This window comes from Bacillus cereus group sp. N14 (genome assembly GCF_016483555.1).
Classification (GTDB): Bacteria; Bacillota; Bacilli; order Bacillales; family Bacillaceae_G; genus Bacillus_A; species Bacillus_A wiedmannii.
On record NZ_JAEHBQ010000011.1, the window covers coordinates 104,089 to 126,758 of the forward strand.

Sequence of the window (22,670 nt, forward strand, 5' to 3'; positions counted from 1 at the left end):
AAAGGAGCTAATCTCAAAAGATTAGCTCCTTTTTCTACTCCAAAACCAATTGCTTATTATAATTCCTGTTAATCCGCCGCACGTATCCAGTAATGAATCTTGCCACATCGGTGTACGATCTCCCGTAGTCCATTGATGAATTTCATCAAATGTTGCATATCCCGCAACGAATAGAAGAGCGTATAGGAAGCACCTTTTTCTCGAATAACCCGATCGATGAAAAGCATAATACGTCAATGAACCGAGCATAAAGAACACCATAAAATGAGCACCTTTACGAAGGAAAAACTCAATAAATCCGCCTACACCTTTATTTGCAATGCTAACAGGTGTACCACCACCATAATCGATAGATACCCACGAAAAATGCTCTTCCACAAACTCAACATTTACATATTGTTCAATATCCGAACGCATATCCTGCTTTTTATATGGTTGTGCCGAGGAATAGAAAATCAACCCCATCCATAGTAAAACAGGAATCCAAAATAACCATTTACGATTCATTCTTCCGAAACCCCTCTCTTAGTCTTTTAAGCGTACCAAAAAAAAGAATAAATTTCACGCCAAAACATGACATTTGCACCCTATTTATAAAGTGAAAGGGGGTGATAAACATGGCAGTCGAAACAATCGTAACGGACTTAACTTTACGTCTTGTCTTAAACAGTGGATTAGATAAGAACGGAAAAACAGCTTTTAAGCAAAAACAATTTAAGCGTGTTAAAACAAACGCAAACTTAGAGCAAGTACAAAACGTAGCACGTGCTCTTGCTTCTTTACAAGTATCACCGCTTCACGCTATACAACTTGTTAGCACATCAGATCTTTCTACCCTATAAGGTGGAACTTTAATCAGTGGGGGTTTTGTTCATCCCCCGATGATTACACCGATCGGCCTACCCGCATATAACACGATAAATAAAAAGGAGGAAATAACGTATGCAAGTACTAGAATTAATTTTCGCGAAAGAAGATGGAAAAACAGTTGTCTTTTCTATCGAGAAACCGATCACACCCGTCGATGCACAAGTCGTAAATCAAGTAATGGATACCATCCTTGCCTCATCTGTATTTTCATCAATTAATGAAAATACCCGAAAAAAAGGAGCCCGTCTCGTAGAAAAGAATGTGTCTGAAGTTCCAATTAACTTATAAACAAAAAGACGAATCTGCATCATTTTGCAGATTCGTCTTTTTTCTTCGGCATTTCAATCGGAATAAAGATTTTTGAAAAACCGACGCATACATATTTATAATGTTCTCCGCCTATATCAAACTCGGTCGTATATGTTGAGAAGAAAATATAATCATTTCGCTTTGTATAATTCTCGATTAATAATCCAACTTGTGGCTCAACATATTTTTTCGCCAACTTCTTACCAGCCGATGCTAAATCGCCAAGGAGACCCTCTTCATTTTCCTTTTGAACTTCGTCTAGCTTCTTACTTACATCATTACGTTTCATAAACTGCTTCGCTGCCCAGTCTGTATATTCACCTTTACTCGGATTACTATTTGCTAAATATACTAGAAGCACGACAACTAGAGCCATAATAATATACTTTTTCTTCATACTATCTCACCGCCTACTCTTTTCTATTTTCATATATATGTACAAGCGATGCAAATTAGAAAGACTAACATCTATTGATTGTAAACGAATAGTCAAAATTTACAATATGAAACAGAATATTAATAATTAATTTACTTAATTCGTATATAATTATATTTGATATTACTATCATTTATAAGGGAGGAATCAAATTTATGAATGAAGAAAATGATATTATTATTTCTAATTCTACAATGATGCTGGAACCTTACAAGCACCCTTATTATCGCACCAAAATTATCGACAGTAGCGGGAACCATCTTTACTCCTGTCAAACTGCTCTCCAACTCATCAAGCAATCTTGTCTAACCAATGTTCACTCTACTTATCAAGGTAGACGTAATGCAGTCCAAACAAACTTTAAATTTAAACAAAATGTCCCAATTCCAATTAATCATCGAGAATATATTTGTGCTTTCCCGACAGAATCTCCTTCTTCTCCAAACTGTATATGGCTATTTTATAACCATATAGATGACATAGAATTTTTCAAAAAGATTAAAAAAGCTAACATTCATTTCTCAAATGGCACTACTACAACAATACATATCAGTCCCCATAAGTTAAAACAGCAATTATTAAAAGCTGGATACGTATTATCACGTATGAACATGCAAGATTCACTACAATTTAAAAACCTCTTATTACATTTACTACCTTAACAGAATAAGTAGAATGGAAAGTAATATCCATTGCCTTCCATTCTTATAATCATATTTATTCTCTTAAACTATTTCGCATTTTCTCAAGTGCTTGCCGATACACCCACCTCACTTGATAATAGGTCATTTCCATCTCGTTAGCGATCTCCCCCATCGTCTTCCCTACAAAAAAACGTTCGAAAATAATATACTTCTCCTTCTCATCTAATACACTCATAAAATCCTTTGCTCTCATTTCAATATCTTCAAAATGGAAGATATCCTCATATTCTCCTACACATACACACTTTTCTTGCACTGCAAACTCTTTCTTCAATCTTTCTAATATATAACCACGCACAGTTATAACTGCATATGCAGGAAAACTTCCTTTCTCCGCATCATACCTTTCATACGCATGCCAAAGACCAATTAAACCACATTGATAATACTCTTCATAATCTTGATAAATCCCTAACTTCTTTATTTGATTTACGATCATTCCTTCATACAACAAAGCTGTCTCTGTAAAAGTTGCTGGTTTCACACAGTACCCGTTTCTAAAAGGTATACCTCTTTGTTATTCCGCCGGTACCTCCACAATATAAAAATAAAGAAGCGATTTCACTGTGAGTAATTTCAAATACTACCGCCGAAATTTGAAATTACATGAAGTAGAATTTGAAATTCTGCTGGTGGTATTTGAAGTATGGGGAAAAATAAAAAAGGTGACTCCCTTGAAGAGTCACCTTTTTCTAAAAGAATAAATTATGCACCAAATTTTGGAGCTAGACCACTTAAACTACTAAATCCAACTGAAAGAATAAAGAAAATAACAATTAAAATCGTTGCTTGTTTTTTACTTAATCCAGCCGTAATATGTAATCCTAACCCCATTACAACTAATGCCCAAATATTGAAAACTTCGAATGATGAAGCAGCACCATGAGCAACTGTACCTGGCTCAAATAAAGTTGCTAAACTTGTATAAGAAGTTTCAATATCTCCACCAAGAATCATTCTAATAATAAAGTTCACAATTGCACCTAAAATTGAAATCGTATATGTGTAGACATAAATAGATAATAATTTCATGTATGAAGTATCATTACTCATAAACATCATAATCACTTTATAAATAGCTGCCGCAATGAAGAACCAAATCGCAGTACCAAATAGCCCTCCAACAATACCTGCCCCTATTCCGAAGTAACCAACAACTTTAGCCGTTTCAGCATCAGGCACCTCACCCATTACACCAGGATGATTTACTACTTGATACATGCCAATCCCTGCAATTACAGCTGTTAATATAATGAAAAGGAAAAATGCCCCCCATACTGGACTTTTCGTCTTCATTCTCTCAAATTGTTCACCTGGAGATGTAATCATCCCTAATAACGATGGCTTTTTAGAACCTACATCTTGCGTATTAATATTCGCTTCCATTATAACGCCTCCTTCTATTTATATAACCCGTTCTAACGGGCGGTTCACTTCCTCAACATAGAGGCTACGAACCGCCCACTAGAACGGTAATGTGTAGTAAAGAGCTCCCTCTCTATTACACTACTAACTTATTCATAACGTAATGCTTCAATTGGATCTAATTTCGCAGCTTTATTTGCTGGAATTAATCCGAAAATAATACCGAGTGTCATAGAGAATAGTACGCCCCCAACGACAACTTCCCATGAAACGAGCGGTGGCCATTTCGCAAATGTGGAAACGATATATGCCCCGCCATATCCAAGACCAATTCCGATCAAACCACCTAGAAGCGTTAACATAACTGCTTCAATTAAAAACTGTAATAAAATTTTACTACGTGTTGCCCCAAGCGCTTTACGTATCCCAATTTCGCGCGTACGCTCCGTTACAGATACGAGCATAATGTTCATAACACCAATACCACCAACGACTAATGAAATACCCGCGATACCACCGATAATCATCGTCATAATACCAGTTACTTTAGAAACATTTTCTTGGAATTCTTTTAAATTCACTAGTTCATATTTACCTGGAATTTCACTTGGCTTACGACTATTTAATACATCAACAGCTTGTTTCCCAGCTGCTTCTAAATCGTCTACATTTTTAGCTTGAATTGCGATATTTTGAATATCATCTGTTCCGAATAAAACAGGCCATAATGTAAGGGGGATTAACGCTTCTTCCATTTCAAATCCCATAAACTCATTATCAGATGTATACACACCGACAATCTGCATCGGTTGTCCTTTCATCTCAATAATTTGCCCAACTGGGTTTACGTCCTTAAATAACGTCTTTTCTGTTTTTGTACTAATCATCACAACGTTATTTGCATGAGAAATATCTGATTCATTTAAAGTACGTCCCTTTACGACCTTTACTTTATTAACCGCAAAATATTCATTATCAAGACCAATAACGTTCAGATTTGCTTTTTTATCATTTACATCTAGTATCTCTGTCGTCGAATTTGTCGTAATAACATGTGAAACATCTTTCACTTGTTTTACTTCTAAAATATCCTCTTCCGTTAACTTCGGTATTTCAAATCCGCCTATAGCAAACTCATCATTCATATCTGGTTTAAATTGAATTGGCATAAGGTTATTACCACCAGAACCTGCGAATTTCGACTTCAGCATCGCTTCCCCGCCTTGCCCAATCGCAACGACAGTAATAATAGAACCAACGCCGATAATAATACCGAGCATCGTAAGAGCTGAACGCAGTTTATGAGCTAAAATAGAAGATAGGGCAATTTTTATACTATCTAGTAAACTCATACCGCACACCTTCTATCTTCTGTAATTTTCCCGTCTCGCAGTACAATGCGGCGGGAAGAATACGCTGCTACTTCCTCTTCATGCGTAACCATAACAATCGTTGTACCTTCTGCATTAAGCTTCGTGAAAATATCCATAACTTGCTCACCAGACTTCGTATCAAGCGCGCCTGTAGGCTCATCGGCCATAATGAACGTTGGATTATTCGCAATCGATCTTGCAATCGCTACACGCTGCTTCTGTCCACCTGATAATTCATTCGGTAAATGATGAACCCTATCTGACAAACCGACTTTACCAAGCGCTTCTAGAGCCCTTTGACGACGCTCTGCTTTCTTCACACCACCGTATACGAGCGGAAGTTCAACATTTTCTACTGCCGAAAGACGTGGAAGCAAATTAAAGTGCTGAAACACAAAACCGATATATTCATTACGAATTAAAGCAAGCTTTGACTCGTCTGCTGTTAAGATATTCACATCATTCAGCATATATTCGCCTTCAGTTGGGCGATCTAAACAACCGATAATATTCATAAGCGTTGATTTACCAGAACCAGACGGTCCCATAATCGAAACGAACTCACCGCTTTGAATCGTTACACTAATATCATGTAAGATTGGCACTGCCAACTTTCCTTGATAATACGTTTTAGCAATATTATTTAACGTAATCATTTCTCTTTCACTTCCATTCCGTCATACACGTCGTCGGAAGGATTTTTAACCACCTTTTGCCCCACTTTTGCGCCTTCAACAATCTCTGTCCAGTCTCCATCAGTAGAACCTTTTTTCACATTTTGTTTACGAAGCTTTCCTTTATCCTCAACATAAACAAATGCATCACCGTCTTTTTCTACAATACTCTTAGTCGGAACTGCAATCATCGTCTTATTCTCTAAACTTACTTGCAGAGAAACGTGATAACCCGGAGATAAACCATCTTGACTATCAAGACTTGCTTTATATGTATATTGGGACATATTTTGAGTCGCTTCACCCATACCACCAGCTTGAGACATCTCTGCACTCGTTGGGAATTCACTTACCTCTGTAATTTTACCTGTCCACTTCTTCTTATTATTCGCTTTTGCAGTGACAGTAAATGTTTGATCTGGTTGAATTTGTGACTTCTGAAGCTCAGTTAACGTCCCTTGCACTTGGAATGGATCTTTAGACGCCACTTGTAAAAATGCTTTCCCTTGACCACCTAACGCTTGAGATGAACTTTGCGCCGCATCTTTATCTAACTTTTGAACGACACCAGTAAAATTACTATAAATCGTAAGCTCTTTCTGCTTTTTACTTAACTCTTCTTTCTGCAACTTCCCTTTTTCTTTCTCAAGATCAGTTGTCTTTTGCGCCATCTCTAACTCACTTACTTGCTCTTCCATCGGATCTGTTACTTCTTTCCCAGCTCCGCTATCTTTCGCTTTCTTAATTTCTTTCTTCAGCGAATCAATCTTCTTCTTCCCTTGATCATAACGCATATCCGCCATCTTCTGATCAAGCTCAGCTTGCTTCATTTGTAAATTAATCTCTTCATTATCATAAGAGAATAACTTCGCACCTTTTTCTACTTCTTGTCCTTCTTTTACCTCAATATCTTTCACTTTTCCTTTAGTTGGATCTGCATAAAAACTTTCAATATTCCCAGGCTTCACCTGACCAGAAATTAACTTCGTATTATTAAGCTTTCGCTCCGTTACCTTCTCAAAGCTCACAGCATCAGCCGTTGTTGTTGCCCCCTTCTTCTTGCCTTGCATAATAAAAATATTAACTGCTGCTACAATAACAATTAGTGCAATAACCCCGATAATAATCCATTTCTTCTTCTTGTTTGGAGTACGAACCGTATTTGGTACCATATTCTCTCTCCTTTTATAACTTAATAGTTTAATGTAAAAATTGTATAAAACTTTCTGAAAATGAATTACATATTATTACATTCTTTTTACAAAGTTTTACACATCCATTTATATTGTAACAAAAATTCCAATGATTAGAAATATGACATATTGTCTTTTAAGATAGATTTAAGGAAAGGTTATATTAATATAAGAAAAGCTATCCAAAATGATAATTGGATAGCTTTTCTAACAAAATATTACGCTGCTTTAGGAGCTTTTCTCTCATGTCCACGTTGAACGATGAACAAGAAGATTGTTGATAAAATAGCACCTGTTAATAGTAAGATGAAGCAACCGTCCCAGCCAGAACGATCAACAATAACACCGATTGCTGCGTTTGCTACAAGACTTCCTCCTACATAACCGAACAGACCACACATACCAACTGTCGTACCTACTGCAAATTTCGGTACTAATTCCATCGCACTTAAACCGATTAAGAACTGTGGTACATAAATTAAACACCCGATAATAGAAACTGCAATACTTACAACAAGTATGCTAGTTGCTTGCCAATATACAAACGTACCAATAACAACTCCGACCATACTAATGATACATAATGGCATACGTTTTCCTTTAAATAATTTATCACTTAAAAGACCAACGATTAATGAACTTGGAATTGCCATACCTTCAAAGATTGCGTATGCTGCATGTGCTTCATTTTTTGAGAAACCTTTAACTGTCGTTAAATAAAGTGGAACCCAGTTAATAACACCGAAGCGAATTAAATAAACAAATGCATTTGCAATACATAAGAACCATACAAATTTATTTTTCACTACATACTTCATTAAAATTTCTTTTGGTGACATCTTGTTAGCATTATCTGCTTTTTCAAGATTCTCATAGTCATTACGATACTCATCAATTGGAGGAAGACCTTCTGATTCTGGTGTATCCTTCGCATTAATCCAAACAAGAACTGAAATTACCATTGCGATAATCGCAGGGAAAATAAACACGCCGCCTTGCCAATGATTTTCACCAAAAATAGCTACACCAATTCCGACAAGTGGTGGCACAAGCATTCCGCCAACGTTATGTGAAATATTCCAAATACCTGTTTTCGTACCACGTTCTTTCTTCGAGAACCATTTCGTCATAACGATACTACAAGGGGGTGCTCCCATACCCTGTACAATACCATTTAGAACAAGTAGTGTAACAATCATTCCAAATGACGATGCAAAACCGAAACAAATATTTACAAGCCCTGATAAGAATAAACCGACTGCGATAAAGCGCTGGGCGAAAGCCTTATCTGACAAATTCCCCATAAAGAACTTACTAAATCCATAAACAATTGCCATGATTGAACCTAGTAGTCCAATTTCAGCTGTACTAAATCCATATTCTTGTACTAAATACGTACTTGATAACGTAAAGTTACTACGAACTAAATAATAAGCAGCATACCCAACTGAAATTCCCATCAATACACGAATACGTAATAATTTGTATACTCGATCAATCATATCCGCTGGCAATCTCTCAATTGCAGGTGCTGGCTTGAGCCATTTAAACATATATTTTGTCTCCTTTTCTCACTTCTGAGAGAGACGCTGTCTATTCCATATCTCGATTATTCCGCTATTTGATATATTTTGGTTTGTTCTTCTAACCGGCTGTCCTTCTATTTCTTTCTCGTTCTTCACAAACATCGTTGGTACGCCAAACGAAACTTTTTCTAAAATGTGACCCGCTTCTTCTGATAAACAATAATCAATAAATAAATCCGCAATAATACCATTCGGTGCACGTTTTAGTTTCGAAATCGCATTAACAGATAACCCTGTTTGCTCAGGTACAATACTTACAATTGGAAAGCCTCGTTTTTGAAGCATTCTCTGATCTCCCATGAAATTGATGCCTATCATATACTCACCGCTCGCAACAAGCTCTACTGGTATGTAACCATTCACCGTTACTTCACCAACTTGCCCTGCAAGGTTCTTCACATATTCCTTCGCTTCCACTTCACCTACAGTATCAATAAGTGATTGAAAAAACGTATATGCTGTTCCTGAGACATTGGGATCTGGCATTACAATCTTTCCCTTATATACTGGATTTAATAAATCTTGCCATCTTGATGGATAAGGAAGTCCGAGCGGTGCTATTTCTTCATTCCACCGCTCTTTATTGATCGCAATTGCCAACTTCTCCACTTCATAACCGTACCAATAACCGTCTTTATCTTTAACAGTTTTTGAAATACGGTTCGCATGCTGACTCGTAACAGGAATAGATAGATTTTTTTGCTTCATCATTTGATGCGCGTCTACCGTACCGCCAATAATAATATCTGCTTTCGGATTTCCAGCTTCCTCTTCTACCCTCCGAAGAAGCTCTTCTGTCGAAAGACGAATAAATTCATACGTACAGCCGCGTGGTTTACAAAATGATGAAAGCAAAGCTTCACCAACTTCCTCACGAGCTGCTACATACGCAACAAGATGACGATCATCCAAAATAGGGAGACCACTTTTATTATATTTAATAGAGGTTGTATCTCGAGAGCAACTAGACATCGCTCCTCCAATTACTAGCAAAAAGAAGAAAAAGGCTATCTTTCTCATGACACATTCTCCTTTACAAATAAATTTGCGAGGGAGCTTTTCATATACATAACATTCCCGTTATTATCGCCGAGATATTGCACAACAAAGTACGATGGATACACAGAAATAGTAAGAATGTCTTCTCGCTCATTCTTTATACGCTTCCCTGTTTTATAAGCGGTAATATAAGCAATCGGTTCATTCTGTGATTGTAATAATTTCTGTATTTCTCCGTAATCTGTAATTTGCTTTGCGTACCGAATCGAATCAAGTATGTGCGTAAGATTCATCGCACGTTCTACATCACCTTGGCGTACTATGACATCCTGTGCTGACGCAAAAAAATCACTAATACGTTCTGGTGTGTAATACAGGCTTAACAAATACGTTTGAAATGCTGAAATCATTGGGTCCGTACCATTCTTTCCGTACATATCAGCCCCGTACTGGAACAAGTCACCTACTGCAAAAGTACGTTTATGTCCATTCAAGTACGTTACTTCTCCAGTAAATACTTGTTCTTGATTATTAGCTTCTCTCGGTTCTATTTGAATTCGGTCAAAGAATGAAACAATCGTATGCAAACGAACTTCATCCGTTATAACAATTTCTCCCCACTTTTCATGCCTAACTTTCATTTCAGTAGGCAGGGATTCATTCACTCTTTGTAAAACAGTTTGTTTGTCATTCACTATTGTGATTCGATTATATATTTGCTTCTCCATCACATAGAACAAAATAAGAGAAACGATTATACAAAGGACAAACATAAGAATTTGAAATGATAGCCTTTTCATTTCTGCCTACCTCCAAGATAAAAAAACGTTGTTTCGAAAATACCGCATAATTGTTTCATAAATGTATCATTTAACCGCTTTCAAGTTTTTTATGTCTTCCATCCGTTTCGGAAGTAAAAATGTAATAAATATCGTAGTACCCATCTCTTCACTACTCTCAATTCGCATACTTCCGCCCTGCTTATTCATAATCTCCTGACAAATATACAAACCGTAACCATTCCCGTAACTAGAAGGAAGTACCTTCCCTCCTGACGATTCATTCCACTCTGCAAGCACACCTTCATCTATACCAATGCCATCATCATGAACAAAAACCTTTGCCTCGCGTTCATTTACAATTACATTCATACGAATTTGTGTAGCATCGCTATATTTTATCGCATTATCAAGCACGTTTAAGAAAATCTGTTTCGTCTTATCGAAATCTGCAACAACATGTACATCTGTTAACTCATTTATCACTTCAATCTCGAATTGCTGCAGGCGAGGTTTCACAATTGAAACTGCTTCTTCTGCTAATTCCTTTATGTTCACAACTGTAGGTGATACTTCAAACGTACTCGTCCCGTACTTTGAAGACTTAAGTAATTCCTCTACAAGTGATAATAAACGCTCACTCTCTACAGCCACATATCGCAGGCTCTCTTTTACATCTTCCTTCGCCTTTAACTTCGGAATTAAATCCACATAGCCAATAATCGCCGTTAACGGTGTTTTTAACTCATGCGTAATGCGGTCTAAGAAATCTTTCTGCTTCTCTTTCTCCTCTTTCAATTGCTTAATATGCAGTTCAATTCCATCAGCCATCGCATTAAAAGATGCTGAAAGCTGAGCAATTTCCACATATTCATTTAGCTCAATCTTGCTTTTATAATCCCCATTCGCAAGCCGCCTTGCCATTTGTCTTAACTGATCAATCGGCTTATGAAGAGACTTCGCCAAACGAATTGCAAAGAAAATACCCGCAGCTACTAGACAAAGAGACGTCATTAAAAACGTCCAACCAACATTTGTTAAAACTTCCTTCTCACCCGTTAACTCATTTATAAAACGAACACTTCCGATGACATCGTTTCCATAATAAACTGGGCTTGAAAACAAAAGAATTGGAGCTGGATCTCCCTCTTCAAAAACATAAGACTTCTTCCCCTTCAAAGAGCTCTCAATATCAATGTTCCGATGAAGAAGTGCTCCCTTTTGCGTATCCGCAACAACATCTCCATTCTTCCCAATCATCTGTACACGTACATCCATGCGCTTTGCTAAATACGAAGCAATTAAAAGTGAATTCGGACCGAGTGTCTCCACCTCTGCTTCCTTCTCTAAATAATTCATCGTATAAATTTGTGCTTCTACACTTAACTTCTCTAAAGAATTTGCCGCGTTATGATACATATTCTTTTCTAACGTAATATAAACAACTGCGTACAAAAGAACAAAAATCGGGATTAACAGTCCCACTATTCCAAACACCATATTCCTTTTTAAAGACATACCATCACCACTTAACAATCTAGTTTATAGCCAACGCCATAAATCGTCTTAATATATTCCCCGCTATTCCCTAGCTTCTTCCGCAGTCTTTGCACCATAATATCAACCGCTCTCGTATTTCCGATATACTCAAACCCCCATACTTTCTCAAGTAACTCATCTCTCATAAATACACGCTGCGGATTGGAAACAAACAACTGACATAAATTAAACTCTCTGTACGTTAACTGAATTTCTTGTCCACTAACATGTACCTTTCTTTCCTTAGGACAAATCGTTATCTCTCCTGCTCCAATTACTTCATGACTTACCGTTACCTCTGCCTTCTTCACACGCCGCGTCATATTCTTAATCCGAAGAATAAGCTCAGCATAATTAAATGGCTTCGTCACATAATCATCCGCACCAAGCTGCAGACCAAGCAATTTATCATTCATCTGACTCTTTGCAGTTAACATGAGCACTGGAATATCCCTATTCTTCTCACGGAACAAGCGAAGCAACTCATACCCATCTGTATCTGGAAGCATAACATCCAAAATCAGTACATCCGGTCCTTCATTCCATTTCTCTAAAGCTTCTCTTCCATCAGCCGCCGTGAGCACTTCATATCCTTCCATCTCCAACTGCATCCGAATCAAATTACGAATACTCGATTCATCATCAACTACAAGTATTTTCATTATTCTCCTCCTTCCATCCCGTATTATAGTACAGTTTAGTATAGCAAAAATCCTATAAAAAAAGAGAGGGTATTGTCGAACATATGTTGAACGACAATACCCTCTCTTTCACTTATTATATTTTATTTAGCATACCCATTAGGTTGCTTCTGATGCCAATTCCAAGCATGCTCAATGATTGTCTTCACATTTACATATTTAGGATCCCAACCTAACTTCTCTTTCGCTTTCTGAGAAGAAGCAACTAAACGTGCTGGATCTCCTGCACGACGTGGTGCTACCTCAGCTGGAATTTCATGATTTGTAACTTCACGAACTGCATCAACGATTTCTTTCACGCTGAAACCATTACCATTTCCTAAGTTATAGAAATCACTCTCTCCGCCGTTCTGTAGGTCTTTAAGCCCTAAGAAGTGAGCTGCCACTAAATCTTCAACATGAATATAATCACGGATACAAGTACCATCTGGTGTATTATAATCCTCACCAAACATCATAATCTTCTCACGTTGCCCTAACGCCACTTGCAGCACAAGAGGAATTAAATGCGTCTCTGGACGGTGATCTTCCCCAATAATACCATTTGGAGTTGCACCAGCCACGTTAAAGTATCTGAAAATCTTATAACGTAAATTAGAAGCTTGGCTATACCAATGAAGCATCTTCTCGATTGCTAACTTCGTCTCTCCATACGTATTCGTTGGATTTGTCATCGTTTCCTCAGTAATAAGGTCTACATCTACCTCACCATACGTTGCCGCAGTAGAAGAGAAAATAAACTTATCTACCTTAAACTCATCCATTACCTCTAATAAGCAAAGTGCACCATACACATTGTTATTATAATATTGAAGAGGCTTCTCCATACTAACTCCAACTAAAGAATCAGCTGCGAAATGCATAACCGCCTCAATACTCTCTTGTTTAAAAACATCTCTTAAAAATGCTTTATCACGAAGATCTCCATTATAAAACTTCGCACCTTCCGTAATTGCATCCTCATGACCAGTTTGTAAGTTATCTACTACTACTACAGATAAACCTTCGTCTACTAATTTTTTCACAGCGTGAGAACCGATATAACCAGCTCCGCCGCAGATTAGAATTGAGTTCATTGTCGTCCTCCTACATATATTAGGATTTCTTATTCACTCTCTTATTATAAAAGGTATACGATTGCTCGTATACCTTTTGTGTACCTTTATTACTTAGCAACGAAATAATCCGTTACATATTGTGCCCAAACTTCGTGGCCTTTAGCACTTGGGAAACCGAATTCTTCTGTTAAATATGGCAGGATAGACTTCGTTGATGCATCAGGCCATACTCCCCAATGATCCACATATGTATAACCACTTTGCGTCGCAAATTGCTTTAACGCCTCAATTGCCTTCGGATAATTCTTCGCACCATACACTGGGTTTGGTGGTTGAATCATAATCGTAGCACCCTTTGCACTAGTAGAAAGTGCTTGAACGAATTTCTGTGTACTCGCAACAGAGTTCCCATTACCAGTTTTACCATTGTCAGTAATAAACGGCGGCTCGAATAAAATCACATCTGGATTTTCTTTCGCAATCTCTTTATCACGTTTATTCGCAATTAACTCGTCTGTACTTTCACCCTTATATTCTTTTACTGTCACATTCCATAAACCTTTACCGTATGCAGTTTCTAAATTAGCCGTCAGCTTAGCTGCCCAAGCATCTTTCTCAGATGAAGAAGCTTCATCACCAACAATAACTAGATTTATTGCCTTTTTATCCTCAGCAGCTTTCTTCAACTTCTCTTTCACTGCATCTGGTAAATTCTTCGCATATGCTTCATTAAAAGATGACTTCGCATCTTGTTTTTTCTCTGTTTTCTTCACTCCGCTATCTTTCACTTCAGACTTCGTTTTCGTTACTTCACTCGTCTGCCCTGTCGCATTCGCCACTTTCTTATTCCAGTACAGTTTACCGCTCACAACCGAAGCGACAAACAATACAAAAATAACTAGGACAAGTACTGCTTTCTTATTCATCGATTCACCTCATCTATTAATCTCACAATATATAATACTAATATAAATTCACGCAAAAATAAACCCAACTCCTACCAAAGGAGTTGGGTTATTACATATTACTTAGTCACTTCAAGATGCGCTCTTAACTTATTCGTAATATCTTGTTTCGCTGCATCTGGAACATAGTAGTACCAAATACCATCAGCGGCTTTGTGGCCGTCACCTGAGATTTGGATATCTTCACTATTTTTCAAGCAATCTTTATAGTTCTTCTGCATATCAAACATTTGATCTTGCGTTAAGTTTGTCTTCACGTTCTTTTGAATTGCTGTTAACACATCACCATAGCTTGATAAAGAAGAGAAGCTTGCACCCTTCTTAATAACAGCCTGCATTACTTGGCGTTGACGCATTTGACGACCGAAGTCACCGCGAGGGTCTTCCTTACGCATACGTGTGTACGCTAGAGCTTGGTCACCAGTTAAGTGGATATTCCCCTTTTGGAAGTGCTTTCCCTCTAGAGAAAACTCTAAATCATTATTAACATCTACACCGCCTACTGCATCAACAATATCCTTAAATCCTTCCATATTCACTTCAATATAGTAGTTAATAGGTACATTTAAGAACTTTTCTACAGTCGCGACAGACATGTCTACGCCACCAAATGCATATGCATGATTGATTTTATCACTTTTCCCTTTTCCAACAATTTCTGTATACGTATCACGTGGAATACTTACAGTTTTCATTGAATTATTTTTAGGATTTAAGGTAATAACCATTAAAGAATCTGAACGTCCTTTGTCATCACCACGTTCATCGGCTCCTAGTAATAGGATAGATACGGGTTCAGACTTGCTGATTTTTGCCATTTCTGAGCTATTAGAGTCTTTATCACGTTTCAATGGCTTATGAACTTCATCTAATGTTTTCGAGACTTTGGAATATACATTATAGGCATATACTCCACCACCTATAATCATTACCCCTATAATTCCTAATATCCATAATAGGATTTTCTTTTTCATGCTTTTAACCTTCTTTCTTCATGTACCGCTATCAAATTGTTATAACTACAAAATATAAAATACATTATACATGTAATTCGATTTTTAAGCCAAACTATATTGATAACTCAATGAAAGTTTTAGCACCCTATAACCAATTCTCTAGTTATTAACTTTTTGATATCCAGTCTTATTTTCAGACTGCCATCTCCAAGAATCTGCACACATCTCTTCTAATCCACGTGTTGCCTCCCAGCCTAATTCACGCTTTGCCTTTGTTGCATCCGCAAAACATACTGCCACATCACCAGGACGACGCTCCGTAATTTTATAAGGAACTTTTTTGCCTGAAACCTTTTCAAATGCTTCAATCATCTCTAGTACACTATACCCCGTACCTGTGCCCAGATTATAAGCATCTACTCCTGTTGAATTCAGTACTTTCTCTAGCGCTTTTACGTGACCTTTTGCTAAGTCTACAACATGAATGTAATCACGGACGCCTGTTCCATCTTTCGTTGGGTAGTCATTTCCAAATACACTTAATTCTTTTAGCTTACCTACTGCCACTTGTGTTACATATGGCATTAAGTTATTTGGAATTCCATTTGGATCCTCTCCAATGCGTCCACTTTCATGTGCACCAAATGGGTTGAAATAGCGAAGTAACGCGATACTCCATTCTGTATCCGCAAATGCCACATCACGCATAATTTGTTCAATCATTAATTTCGTTTGACCATATGGATTTGTTGCACTTAATGGAAATTCTTCCGTAATTGGTGATGTTTCTGGAATACCGTATACCGTTGCAGATGAACTAAAAATCATCTTCTTCACATTACGCTTTTGCATCACTTCACATAATACTAACGTACTAATAATATTATTATGATAATACGTTAATGGCTTTGCTACCGATTCCCCTACAGCTTTTAAACCTGCAAAGTGAATGACAGCTTCAATTGTATTTTCCTCAAAAATTTTATTCAGTGCCTCGTAATTCACAAGATCCTCTTTATAAAACTTAAATTGTTTTCCTGTTAACTCTTTCACTCGATTGATAGACTCTATTGAGCTATTTGAAAGATTATCTACTACAATAATTTCATAATCATTATTCAGTAATTCTACGCATGTATGACTACCAATATATCCTGCTCCACCTGTTACAAGTACTGCCACAAGTATCCCCCCCTAAATTAATTCCTATATTACTGCTAGAATAAAACAGCATTTATAATTATTTCACATCATATAATAATAATTTTAAAAGGGCCTTAGATTTATCTTTTATTTATCTCTAATTAACTATAACTCCCATTTCAATTTATTTAATTACCTTATCAAAAGTCTTGCTATATTACTTAACATCCAAATACTGAATATCCTAATATTTACAAATCCAAAAGGCTTATCTTGTATTTTCTTGAATATCAAATTGAAAACTTATAAAACCCTATCAATCCAATTATCTTGCGCCCTCTCCTGTAAATACAATTTTTATTGTTTGAATAATTATTTTGACATCCATGTAAATGCTTTCCTCTTCAATATAGATTAGATCTAACTTAAGCTTATCTGCTGGTTTTAGATCATATCCTCCATTTACTTGAGCATACCCTGTAATACCAGGTTTTACATTCACTCTTCTTATAAAATCCGGATTATCTTCAGTAAATATTGAAGTGAAATACGGTCTTTCAGGTCTAGGCCCCACTAAACTCATTTCTCCTCTTAGCACATTAATAAGTTGTGGCAATTCATCTATCCTTGTTTTTCTTATAAATGCTCCTACCTTAGTAACACGCGGATCATTTATCACAGCCCATTGTTGCCCATTTTTTTCTGCATTATCGGACATCGATCTCAATTTCATTATATTGAAGTAAATACCATTCTTCCCAACCCTTTTTTGAATATAGAACATTGGCCCACTTGTTTCCAATTTTATTAATATACCAAAGATGAGTATAACAGGAAAAAAAACAATCAATCCTACTATGGCAAAAATTATATCTAGTATACGCTTAAATAAATGATAGTTTTTTGAGACAGGTAAACTACACTCTACTAATTCTAATTTATACTCTTCTACTAAGTTAGTGTGAAAATTATCTTGTTCTTTTACAGCATTCGTCTGGCTTAAATTTGTCATATTACCCATTTTTTCACTCTCCTTTAAATTATCCTCAATACCGCATTAAAAAGCCAACTATTTTAAAAATAGTTGGCTTTTTAACTTCCAGTTTATTTAGCATAATTATCTCTCTGTAGCCCACTTATCAACATTTTTCCCTCTAATACAGTCCATAAATCCTACTAAACACCCATAATTAATTAAGAAAAAATATCCGCAAATTTTCGTCAATCTTGAATTACTTTGAAATTTAATCTCAATTAAAGCCAAAGTATAACAAAAGACTTGTACACCAAAAGAAACATTATACAAGGTTTCTCCAATAAGGAGTAAATTGGTAAAAAATAATATAATTAACGGAAAAAACGAAAAATTCCTTAATACTTTATGTGAAATTAAAGAAAAGCTAAATTTATTTAACGAATGAAGCCTTTTTAAATTTTGAAATGCATAGAAAATAGCTTGAAAGCTACCATTTGACACCCTTTTTCTCATCTTTATTTCCTGCTTGTAATCTTTAGTCGGTTCATCAAACGCTATAGCTTTCTCGCAATATACGAATCTCTTATTTTCGTTATTTACATTTAAAGGAAGTAAAAAATCCTCAGGTATAGATGCATTATTACTTTCTAGATATAATTCCTTCCTAATAGAGAATAAAGCGCCACTAGCAGTTACTAATGAACCATATTTACTCTCTTGTTTTTTTATAAATTTTTCATATTTACTAAACAACCCTTGTTGATCCGATGTAGAAGAGGTATCGATTTTTTTATAAACTAAATTACCTGCTACCCCGCCAACATTTCCATCCCTATACGAGTTTGCAATCTCTTTAATACAATCCTTTTCTAAAATACTAGCTGCATCAGAGAATACAATAATTTCTCCCTCAACATGATTAATTAATTTATTAATCATGTTACATTTCCCTATATTCTCTAAACTTTCGATAAGTTTAATGTTTTTGTTTTCCGTTTGAAATTTTCTTATAATACTAACTGTTTGATCTGTAGAACCATCAGATCCTATAATTATTTCTAACTTATCTTTCGGATAACTTTGTTCTAGTAAACTATATATCTTTTTAGATATATGTTTTTCTTCATTATAGGCTGATACAATTACACTAATGGTTGGTAACATTTGCTTTTCGTTTGAATTTACTGTTTTACTATTGTTTATTTTATTTAAAATTAACAATAGTAATGGATAACCAATAAAAACATAAAACAAACTAAAAATAGCAATATAAAATAATATTTTCATTTTCTACCCTACCCTTTGCCAAAGTTCTGAAAACCTCTATACACTTGAAGAATATTAATGAGGTTTAATTGCTTTTTTTTAACTAAAAATAAACAAATTAAACAGCATGCTTCTAAAGTATTAAAATTTCTCTTAAAAAATATACTTTTTTCATAAATTCCTTTTTTATCTATTCTTGGTTTCATTATCTTGTGGAAAGTTACAATGTCATTAATAAATTTTGCTTTATACCCTTTCTTATACAAATCTAATAATAATGTATTCTCTTCCCCTAATTCATACTGAGCCCCTACTCCAAACCTCTCATCAAATATAATATCTCCTATTCTAACCCTCTTTAAGTTAATGAAAATTTCAATTGAAGAAACTTTAAATAATTCATACTTACTTAAAATCTTTGATTCCCTTAGGTAATTTTCTTTAAAGTATCTATTTGCATTAGGATCGTATATTTTGAACGTAGTAACGTCATTTTCCTCTATAAGGGTTTGAATTTCAATAAACTTATTTGGTGGATACCAACAATCATCATCAGCAAATACTAAAACATCGCCAGTTACATGTTGAATAGCCTTATTTCGCGCATAAGACAATCCTCTTTTTTCTAATTCTAACAACATAATATCTAATTGGTTGTATTTCTTCATTACTGATTTTATATATTCAGAATCACCATCTTGTAACGCAATAATAATTTCAAGCCCTACACTGCCTTGCTCTAATAAACTATCTAATAATCTCTCCAACTCTTCTTTCCTATCTCCTAGCGTTGGAATTATAACGGAATATTTCATGTAATCACTTCCCTCTATTCATACTAGCCCTTTTGAAACTCATAGCTGCATATGGTATTAGTAATATAATTTGAGGCATTCTATGTCTCACTGCTCCACCATGATAAACTTCCAATAAACTGTAGCTTCCCAAGAATATAAATACAAAAATAAATATAAAATAATCTCTTTTATCTAAGTCAGAATTCAATAAATATTTGATACATAATACAAAAATTATAATAATATATAAAGAATCTGTTGTATTAAATAAAAATCTAAAATTCTCAATTTGCCAAGGGAACGGAGAAAAGACATAATAAAACAATAACATTGGGAAATACTTAATAACGTCCCACCAACTACTTAAATTAATATCTGTAAGGTAAGCCTGTGGTAAATTAGCATTCCCAATTCTGTAGTTAGATATATAGCGCACGTCAATATTCCCCAAATAATAGCCATACTCAGTTTCCAATGCCAGTATAATCCCTATTACCAATAAAGAGAATAAAATTTTATTTTTTCTAATACCTTGAAATAACAATATATACGTTATTAATAACACAATCACAACAGGGAAATTTTGAGATCTTATCATTGTCAATAGAACTAAACTAATCAAAAAAGCTATTTTATATTTTATTGAATTTGTTAAATTTAATAGAGAATATATTAATAGAATTGTTACACTTACTCCTATAGACTCTCTCATCAACACCATATTATGTAAAAACAGTGCTGGGTACATAAATAAAAGTAATAATAAAATATTTATGCCTTTATTGCTTAGTCGATCCCTGTGTAGTCCTACTAATTTAATTACTGCAAACAGAAACAAAACAAATAGAATTAAGATTATCGAGGGAGGATAATTGAAAGTAAGACACATTAATGGAATTATTATGATAATCATATATAAATTTGCTCCTATGTTAGCCGCATTTAATCTCGAAAGCTCTTCAAAGATACTAACATTTGGATTAATTATAATCTCGAATAATTCATTTGATCTTTTAGAGAAAAAATCTGGATCTAACAAAAAACCATCGAATACATGAAAATAATAGTTACATATAATCATCATAGAATATAGAGAATAGTAACCTATAATCATGGCCCTTTGCTTTTTCAGACCATTTGTTATTTTGTATACAAAAGCCATCCCCAAAAAATAATATACTAAAAAAATTAGTAGCTGTATTAACATCTATTACACCATCTTTTTACAATTTACTTCTTCAAAAAATTGTAACCTTTTTGATTCTTTGTATTCATAATCTAAATGCTCTATATCCTTTAAATTCACTTTTAATTGATCGCTATTAGCTATAAAATCTTTAATTTTTTCTTCATTCTCATGTACATTATTTTCTTTACTAGGTAACTGTAACATGAACATATCCTTTCGATGCATGAAATCAGTATCAAAAAAACCAGTGATTACAGGTAATCTATAAGCCAAATATTCTCTCACTTTAAGTGGCGATCCTTCTGTCATACCAATGACATGTAAAGATAAACTAGCAATCGCTACATCACATGTCAATAAAATTTCTTTGTATTCCTTTTCGGGTAAAAAACCATGAAATTCTATATTAGATGGAATTTCTTTATACGTAACATTCTCTTTTTTTAAACCAATAATATGGAATTTATGCATATTATTTTTCTTAGCTATATCAAATAATTTATCCAATCCATACCATTCATGAGTAGCTGTACACATAAAAACAATATCCTTATGTTCTTTTATTTTATTTTCCCTTTCAATTAATCGATATTTATTTAAGTCTATCCCATCTCCTACTACTGTATATGGCTTATTATAAGGAATTATTTTTTTTAATTCATGATTTAAAAGTACAAATCCAGTTATCTTCTTTAAAGATGTGTTTCTTAACGATAGATACATACCTGCAGATATTATTTTTTTGAAATTAAAACTTTTCATAGACTCTATAAAAAATTTTCTCATTTCCATTAAATCATTCGTATTCATTTCTTGGATTACAGTAAAATCTCTATATAATTTAAAAAAGGGGGCACCATATTGAATCCCTCTGACATAAATTACATCCGGATTCCACTGATATACTTCTTTAAACAATGTTTTTGAAAATAACCTTTCGACATTAGACTTTATAAATACATTTAAAATATTTCCTTCTAAATCTTTAAAATCTGGATGTATTTGTTTGGGTGATTTGCATATGTTTACTAACCGGACATCTTTCCCCTGTTTTTTCCACTCTCTTATAGTAGATAATATTTTTTTATTAACTCCATTAATTTTACCAACATCCATGCCAACTATTAAATATGCTACTTTCATGTCGTCTCTCCTGCTTCATTAAACTAGAAATACATTTATTATTAATGAATTTCTTCAAATTTACTCTTAGGAATATAACCATAATATTCATGTTCATCCTTATAGTCTATCGTTAATTCCCTATCTAAAACCTTAATTAGTTTAGCTGGATTACCTCCAATTACACAGTATCCCTCTTCAAAACTTTTGGTGACAACGGCACCAGCAGCAACTATAGTATGGTCACCCAAGACAACGCCTGGTAATATGACTGCATTCATACCAATCCAACAATAATTGCCTATAACAACCTTTTCTTTATGATGAACTCGATAATCATACAAATCATGATTAGAACTTATAATTCCTACATTTGGAGCAAGAATAGTATAATTACCAATAATAACTTCACCAATACCTTGAATATAGCATCCCGGTGTAGCTCCTACTGAACTATTAATGCCTATTTTCACATTGCCACTTACAATTGAATTTTTGTGTACTGGCCAGTAAATATTACTTTGTTTCTTTTTTAGTTTATATTTTATATATTGTTTAAAGCTTAACGGGATTTTCGTCTCAACTATATCAAAATATGCCTTAAAAAAATTTAAATCTCGAACCTTTGATTTAATAATCCCTTTAACTCCCATGTATTATTTCTCCCTTA

Annotated in this window: 25 protein-coding genes; 3 read left to right on the forward strand and 22 right to left on the reverse strand. The window is 34.8% G+C overall.

Annotated features, from left to right (window positions below; genetic code table 11):
* Positions 1-21 precede the first annotated feature (21 nt).
* The gene (locus JDS82_RS16905) at positions 22-507 is read right to left on the reverse strand and encodes a VanZ family protein (protein ID WP_001080700.1); all 486 of its coding nucleotides are present in this window, start codon (positions 505-507) and stop codon (positions 22-24) included.
* Between the two features lie 110 nt (positions 508-617).
* Between JDS82_RS16905 and JDS82_RS16910 the strand changes: the two genes are divergently transcribed.
* Together JDS82_RS16910 and JDS82_RS16915 are read left to right on the forward strand one after the other, a co-directional pair.
* Positions 618-842: a DUF1659 domain-containing protein gene (locus JDS82_RS16910; RefSeq protein ID WP_000257712.1), complete on the forward strand. Its 225-nt coding sequence runs from the start codon at positions 618-620 to the stop codon at positions 840-842.
* 100 nt (positions 843-942) lie between these two features.
* Positions 943-1,158: a DUF2922 domain-containing protein gene (locus JDS82_RS16915; protein WP_001197599.1), complete on the forward strand. Its 216-nt coding sequence runs from the start codon at positions 943-945 to the stop codon at positions 1,156-1,158.
* A 19-nt stretch (positions 1,159-1,177) separates the two neighbouring features.
* Here JDS82_RS16915 and JDS82_RS16920 read toward each other — a convergent pair whose 3' ends face one another.
* Positions 1,178-1,576 (reverse strand): DUF4359 domain-containing protein, encoded by a 399-nt coding sequence (locus tag JDS82_RS16920; protein ID WP_000731403.1) that lies wholly within the window; start codon positions 1,574-1,576, stop codon positions 1,178-1,180.
* Positions 1,577-1,770: 194 nt separating this feature from the next.
* On the opposite strand from JDS82_RS16920, the gene JDS82_RS16925 reads away from it, so the two are divergent.
* Positions 1,771-2,277, forward strand: coding sequence for a competence protein ComK (locus tag JDS82_RS16925; protein ID WP_001001403.1), 507 nt, complete (start codon positions 1,771-1,773; stop codon positions 2,275-2,277).
* A 55-nt stretch (positions 2,278-2,332) separates the two neighbouring features.
* On the opposite strand, the gene JDS82_RS16930 is transcribed toward JDS82_RS16925, so the two are convergent.
* From JDS82_RS16930 to JDS82_RS30080, 20 genes are all read right to left on the reverse strand, one after another.
* On the reverse strand, positions 2,333-2,803 hold the full coding sequence (locus tag JDS82_RS16930) for a sigma-70 family RNA polymerase sigma factor (protein ID WP_000801300.1): 471 nt from the start codon (positions 2,801-2,803) through the stop codon (positions 2,333-2,335).
* A 221-nt stretch (positions 2,804-3,024) separates the two neighbouring features.
* On the reverse strand, positions 3,025-3,705 hold the full coding sequence (gene yknW, locus JDS82_RS16935; RefSeq protein ID WP_199713616.1) for a YknW family membrane protein: 681 nt from the start codon (positions 3,703-3,705) through the stop codon (positions 3,025-3,027).
* 128 nt (positions 3,706-3,833) lie between these two features.
* A complete protein-coding gene (locus JDS82_RS16940; protein ID WP_000054368.1) occupies positions 3,834-5,036 on the reverse strand; it encodes an ABC transporter permease in 1,203 nt (400 codons plus the stop codon).
* The gene (locus tag JDS82_RS16945) at positions 5,033-5,713 is read right to left on the reverse strand and encodes an ABC transporter ATP-binding protein (RefSeq protein ID WP_000631612.1); all 681 of its coding nucleotides are present in this window, start codon (positions 5,711-5,713) and stop codon (positions 5,033-5,035) included. Before JDS82_RS16945 ends, JDS82_RS16940 begins: the two co-directional genes overlap by 4 nt.
* On the reverse strand, positions 5,710-6,903 hold the full coding sequence (locus tag JDS82_RS16950; protein WP_088091846.1) for an efflux RND transporter periplasmic adaptor subunit: 1,194 nt from the start codon (positions 6,901-6,903) through the stop codon (positions 5,710-5,712). Before JDS82_RS16950 ends, JDS82_RS16945 begins: the two co-directional genes overlap by 4 nt.
* Before the next feature lie 239 nt (positions 6,904-7,142).
* Positions 7,143-8,477 (reverse strand): MFS transporter, encoded by a 1,335-nt coding sequence (pgtP, locus tag JDS82_RS16955; protein ID WP_199713617.1) that lies wholly within the window; start codon positions 8,475-8,477, stop codon positions 7,143-7,145.
* Positions 8,478-8,495: 18 nt separating this feature from the next.
* Positions 8,496-9,530: an ABC transporter substrate-binding protein gene (locus JDS82_RS16960; RefSeq protein WP_199713618.1), complete on the reverse strand. Its 1,035-nt coding sequence runs from the start codon at positions 9,528-9,530 to the stop codon at positions 8,496-8,498.
* Positions 9,527-10,309, reverse strand: coding sequence for a DUF3919 family protein (locus JDS82_RS16965; protein ID WP_048566692.1), 783 nt, complete (start codon positions 10,307-10,309; stop codon positions 9,527-9,529). Before JDS82_RS16965 ends, JDS82_RS16960 begins: the two co-directional genes overlap by 4 nt.
* Positions 10,310-10,375: 66 nt before the next feature.
* A complete protein-coding gene (locus tag JDS82_RS16970) occupies positions 10,376-11,806 on the reverse strand; it encodes a HAMP domain-containing sensor histidine kinase (RefSeq protein ID WP_199713619.1) in 1,431 nt (476 codons plus the stop codon).
* An 11-nt stretch (positions 11,807-11,817) separates the two neighbouring features.
* Positions 11,818-12,489: a response regulator transcription factor gene (locus JDS82_RS16975; RefSeq protein WP_000699565.1), complete on the reverse strand. Its 672-nt coding sequence runs from the start codon at positions 12,487-12,489 to the stop codon at positions 11,818-11,820.
* 122 nt (positions 12,490-12,611) lie between these two features.
* Complete coding sequence (gene galE / locus JDS82_RS16980) at positions 12,612-13,604, reverse strand: UDP-glucose 4-epimerase GalE (protein ID WP_088092405.1); 993 nt, start codon at positions 13,602-13,604, stop codon at positions 12,612-12,614.
* 89 nt (positions 13,605-13,693) lie between these two features.
* Positions 13,694-14,512: an SGNH/GDSL hydrolase family protein gene (locus tag JDS82_RS16985; protein WP_199713620.1), complete on the reverse strand. Its 819-nt coding sequence runs from the start codon at positions 14,510-14,512 to the stop codon at positions 13,694-13,696.
* A 98-nt stretch (positions 14,513-14,610) separates the two neighbouring features.
* Positions 14,611-15,525 (reverse strand): polyisoprenyl-teichoic acid--peptidoglycan teichoic acid transferase TagU, encoded by a 915-nt coding sequence (tagU, locus tag JDS82_RS16990; RefSeq protein WP_199713621.1) that lies wholly within the window; start codon positions 15,523-15,525, stop codon positions 14,611-14,613.
* Positions 15,526-15,666: 141 nt separating this feature from the next.
* Positions 15,667-16,689: a UDP-glucose 4-epimerase GalE gene (gene galE / locus JDS82_RS16995; protein WP_199713622.1), complete on the reverse strand. Its 1,023-nt coding sequence runs from the start codon at positions 16,687-16,689 to the stop codon at positions 15,667-15,669.
* 286 nt (positions 16,690-16,975) lie between these two features.
* Complete coding sequence (locus JDS82_RS17000) at positions 16,976-17,662, reverse strand: sugar transferase (protein WP_199713638.1); 687 nt, start codon at positions 17,660-17,662, stop codon at positions 16,976-16,978.
* A gap of 105 nt (positions 17,663-17,767) precedes the next feature.
* Positions 17,768-18,913, reverse strand: coding sequence for a glycosyltransferase (locus tag JDS82_RS17005; RefSeq protein WP_199713623.1), 1,146 nt, complete (start codon positions 18,911-18,913; stop codon positions 17,768-17,770).
* An 8-nt stretch (positions 18,914-18,921) separates the two neighbouring features.
* Positions 18,922-19,707, reverse strand: a complete 786-nt coding sequence (locus JDS82_RS17010; protein ID WP_199713624.1) for a glycosyltransferase family 2 protein — start codon at positions 19,705-19,707, stop codon at positions 18,922-18,924.
* 4 nt (positions 19,708-19,711) lie between these two features.
* The gene (locus JDS82_RS17015; protein ID WP_199713625.1) at positions 19,712-20,896 is read right to left on the reverse strand and encodes a hypothetical protein; all 1,185 of its coding nucleotides are present in this window, start codon (positions 20,894-20,896) and stop codon (positions 19,712-19,714) included.
* Between the two features lie 3 nt (positions 20,897-20,899).
* Positions 20,900-22,021: a glycosyltransferase gene (locus JDS82_RS17020; protein WP_199713626.1), complete on the reverse strand. Its 1,122-nt coding sequence runs from the start codon at positions 22,019-22,021 to the stop codon at positions 20,900-20,902.
* Positions 22,022-22,062: 41 nt separating this feature from the next.
* Complete coding sequence (locus JDS82_RS30080) at positions 22,063-22,653, reverse strand: acyltransferase (RefSeq protein WP_199713627.1); 591 nt, start codon at positions 22,651-22,653, stop codon at positions 22,063-22,065.
* Positions 22,654-22,670 lie beyond the last annotated feature (17 nt).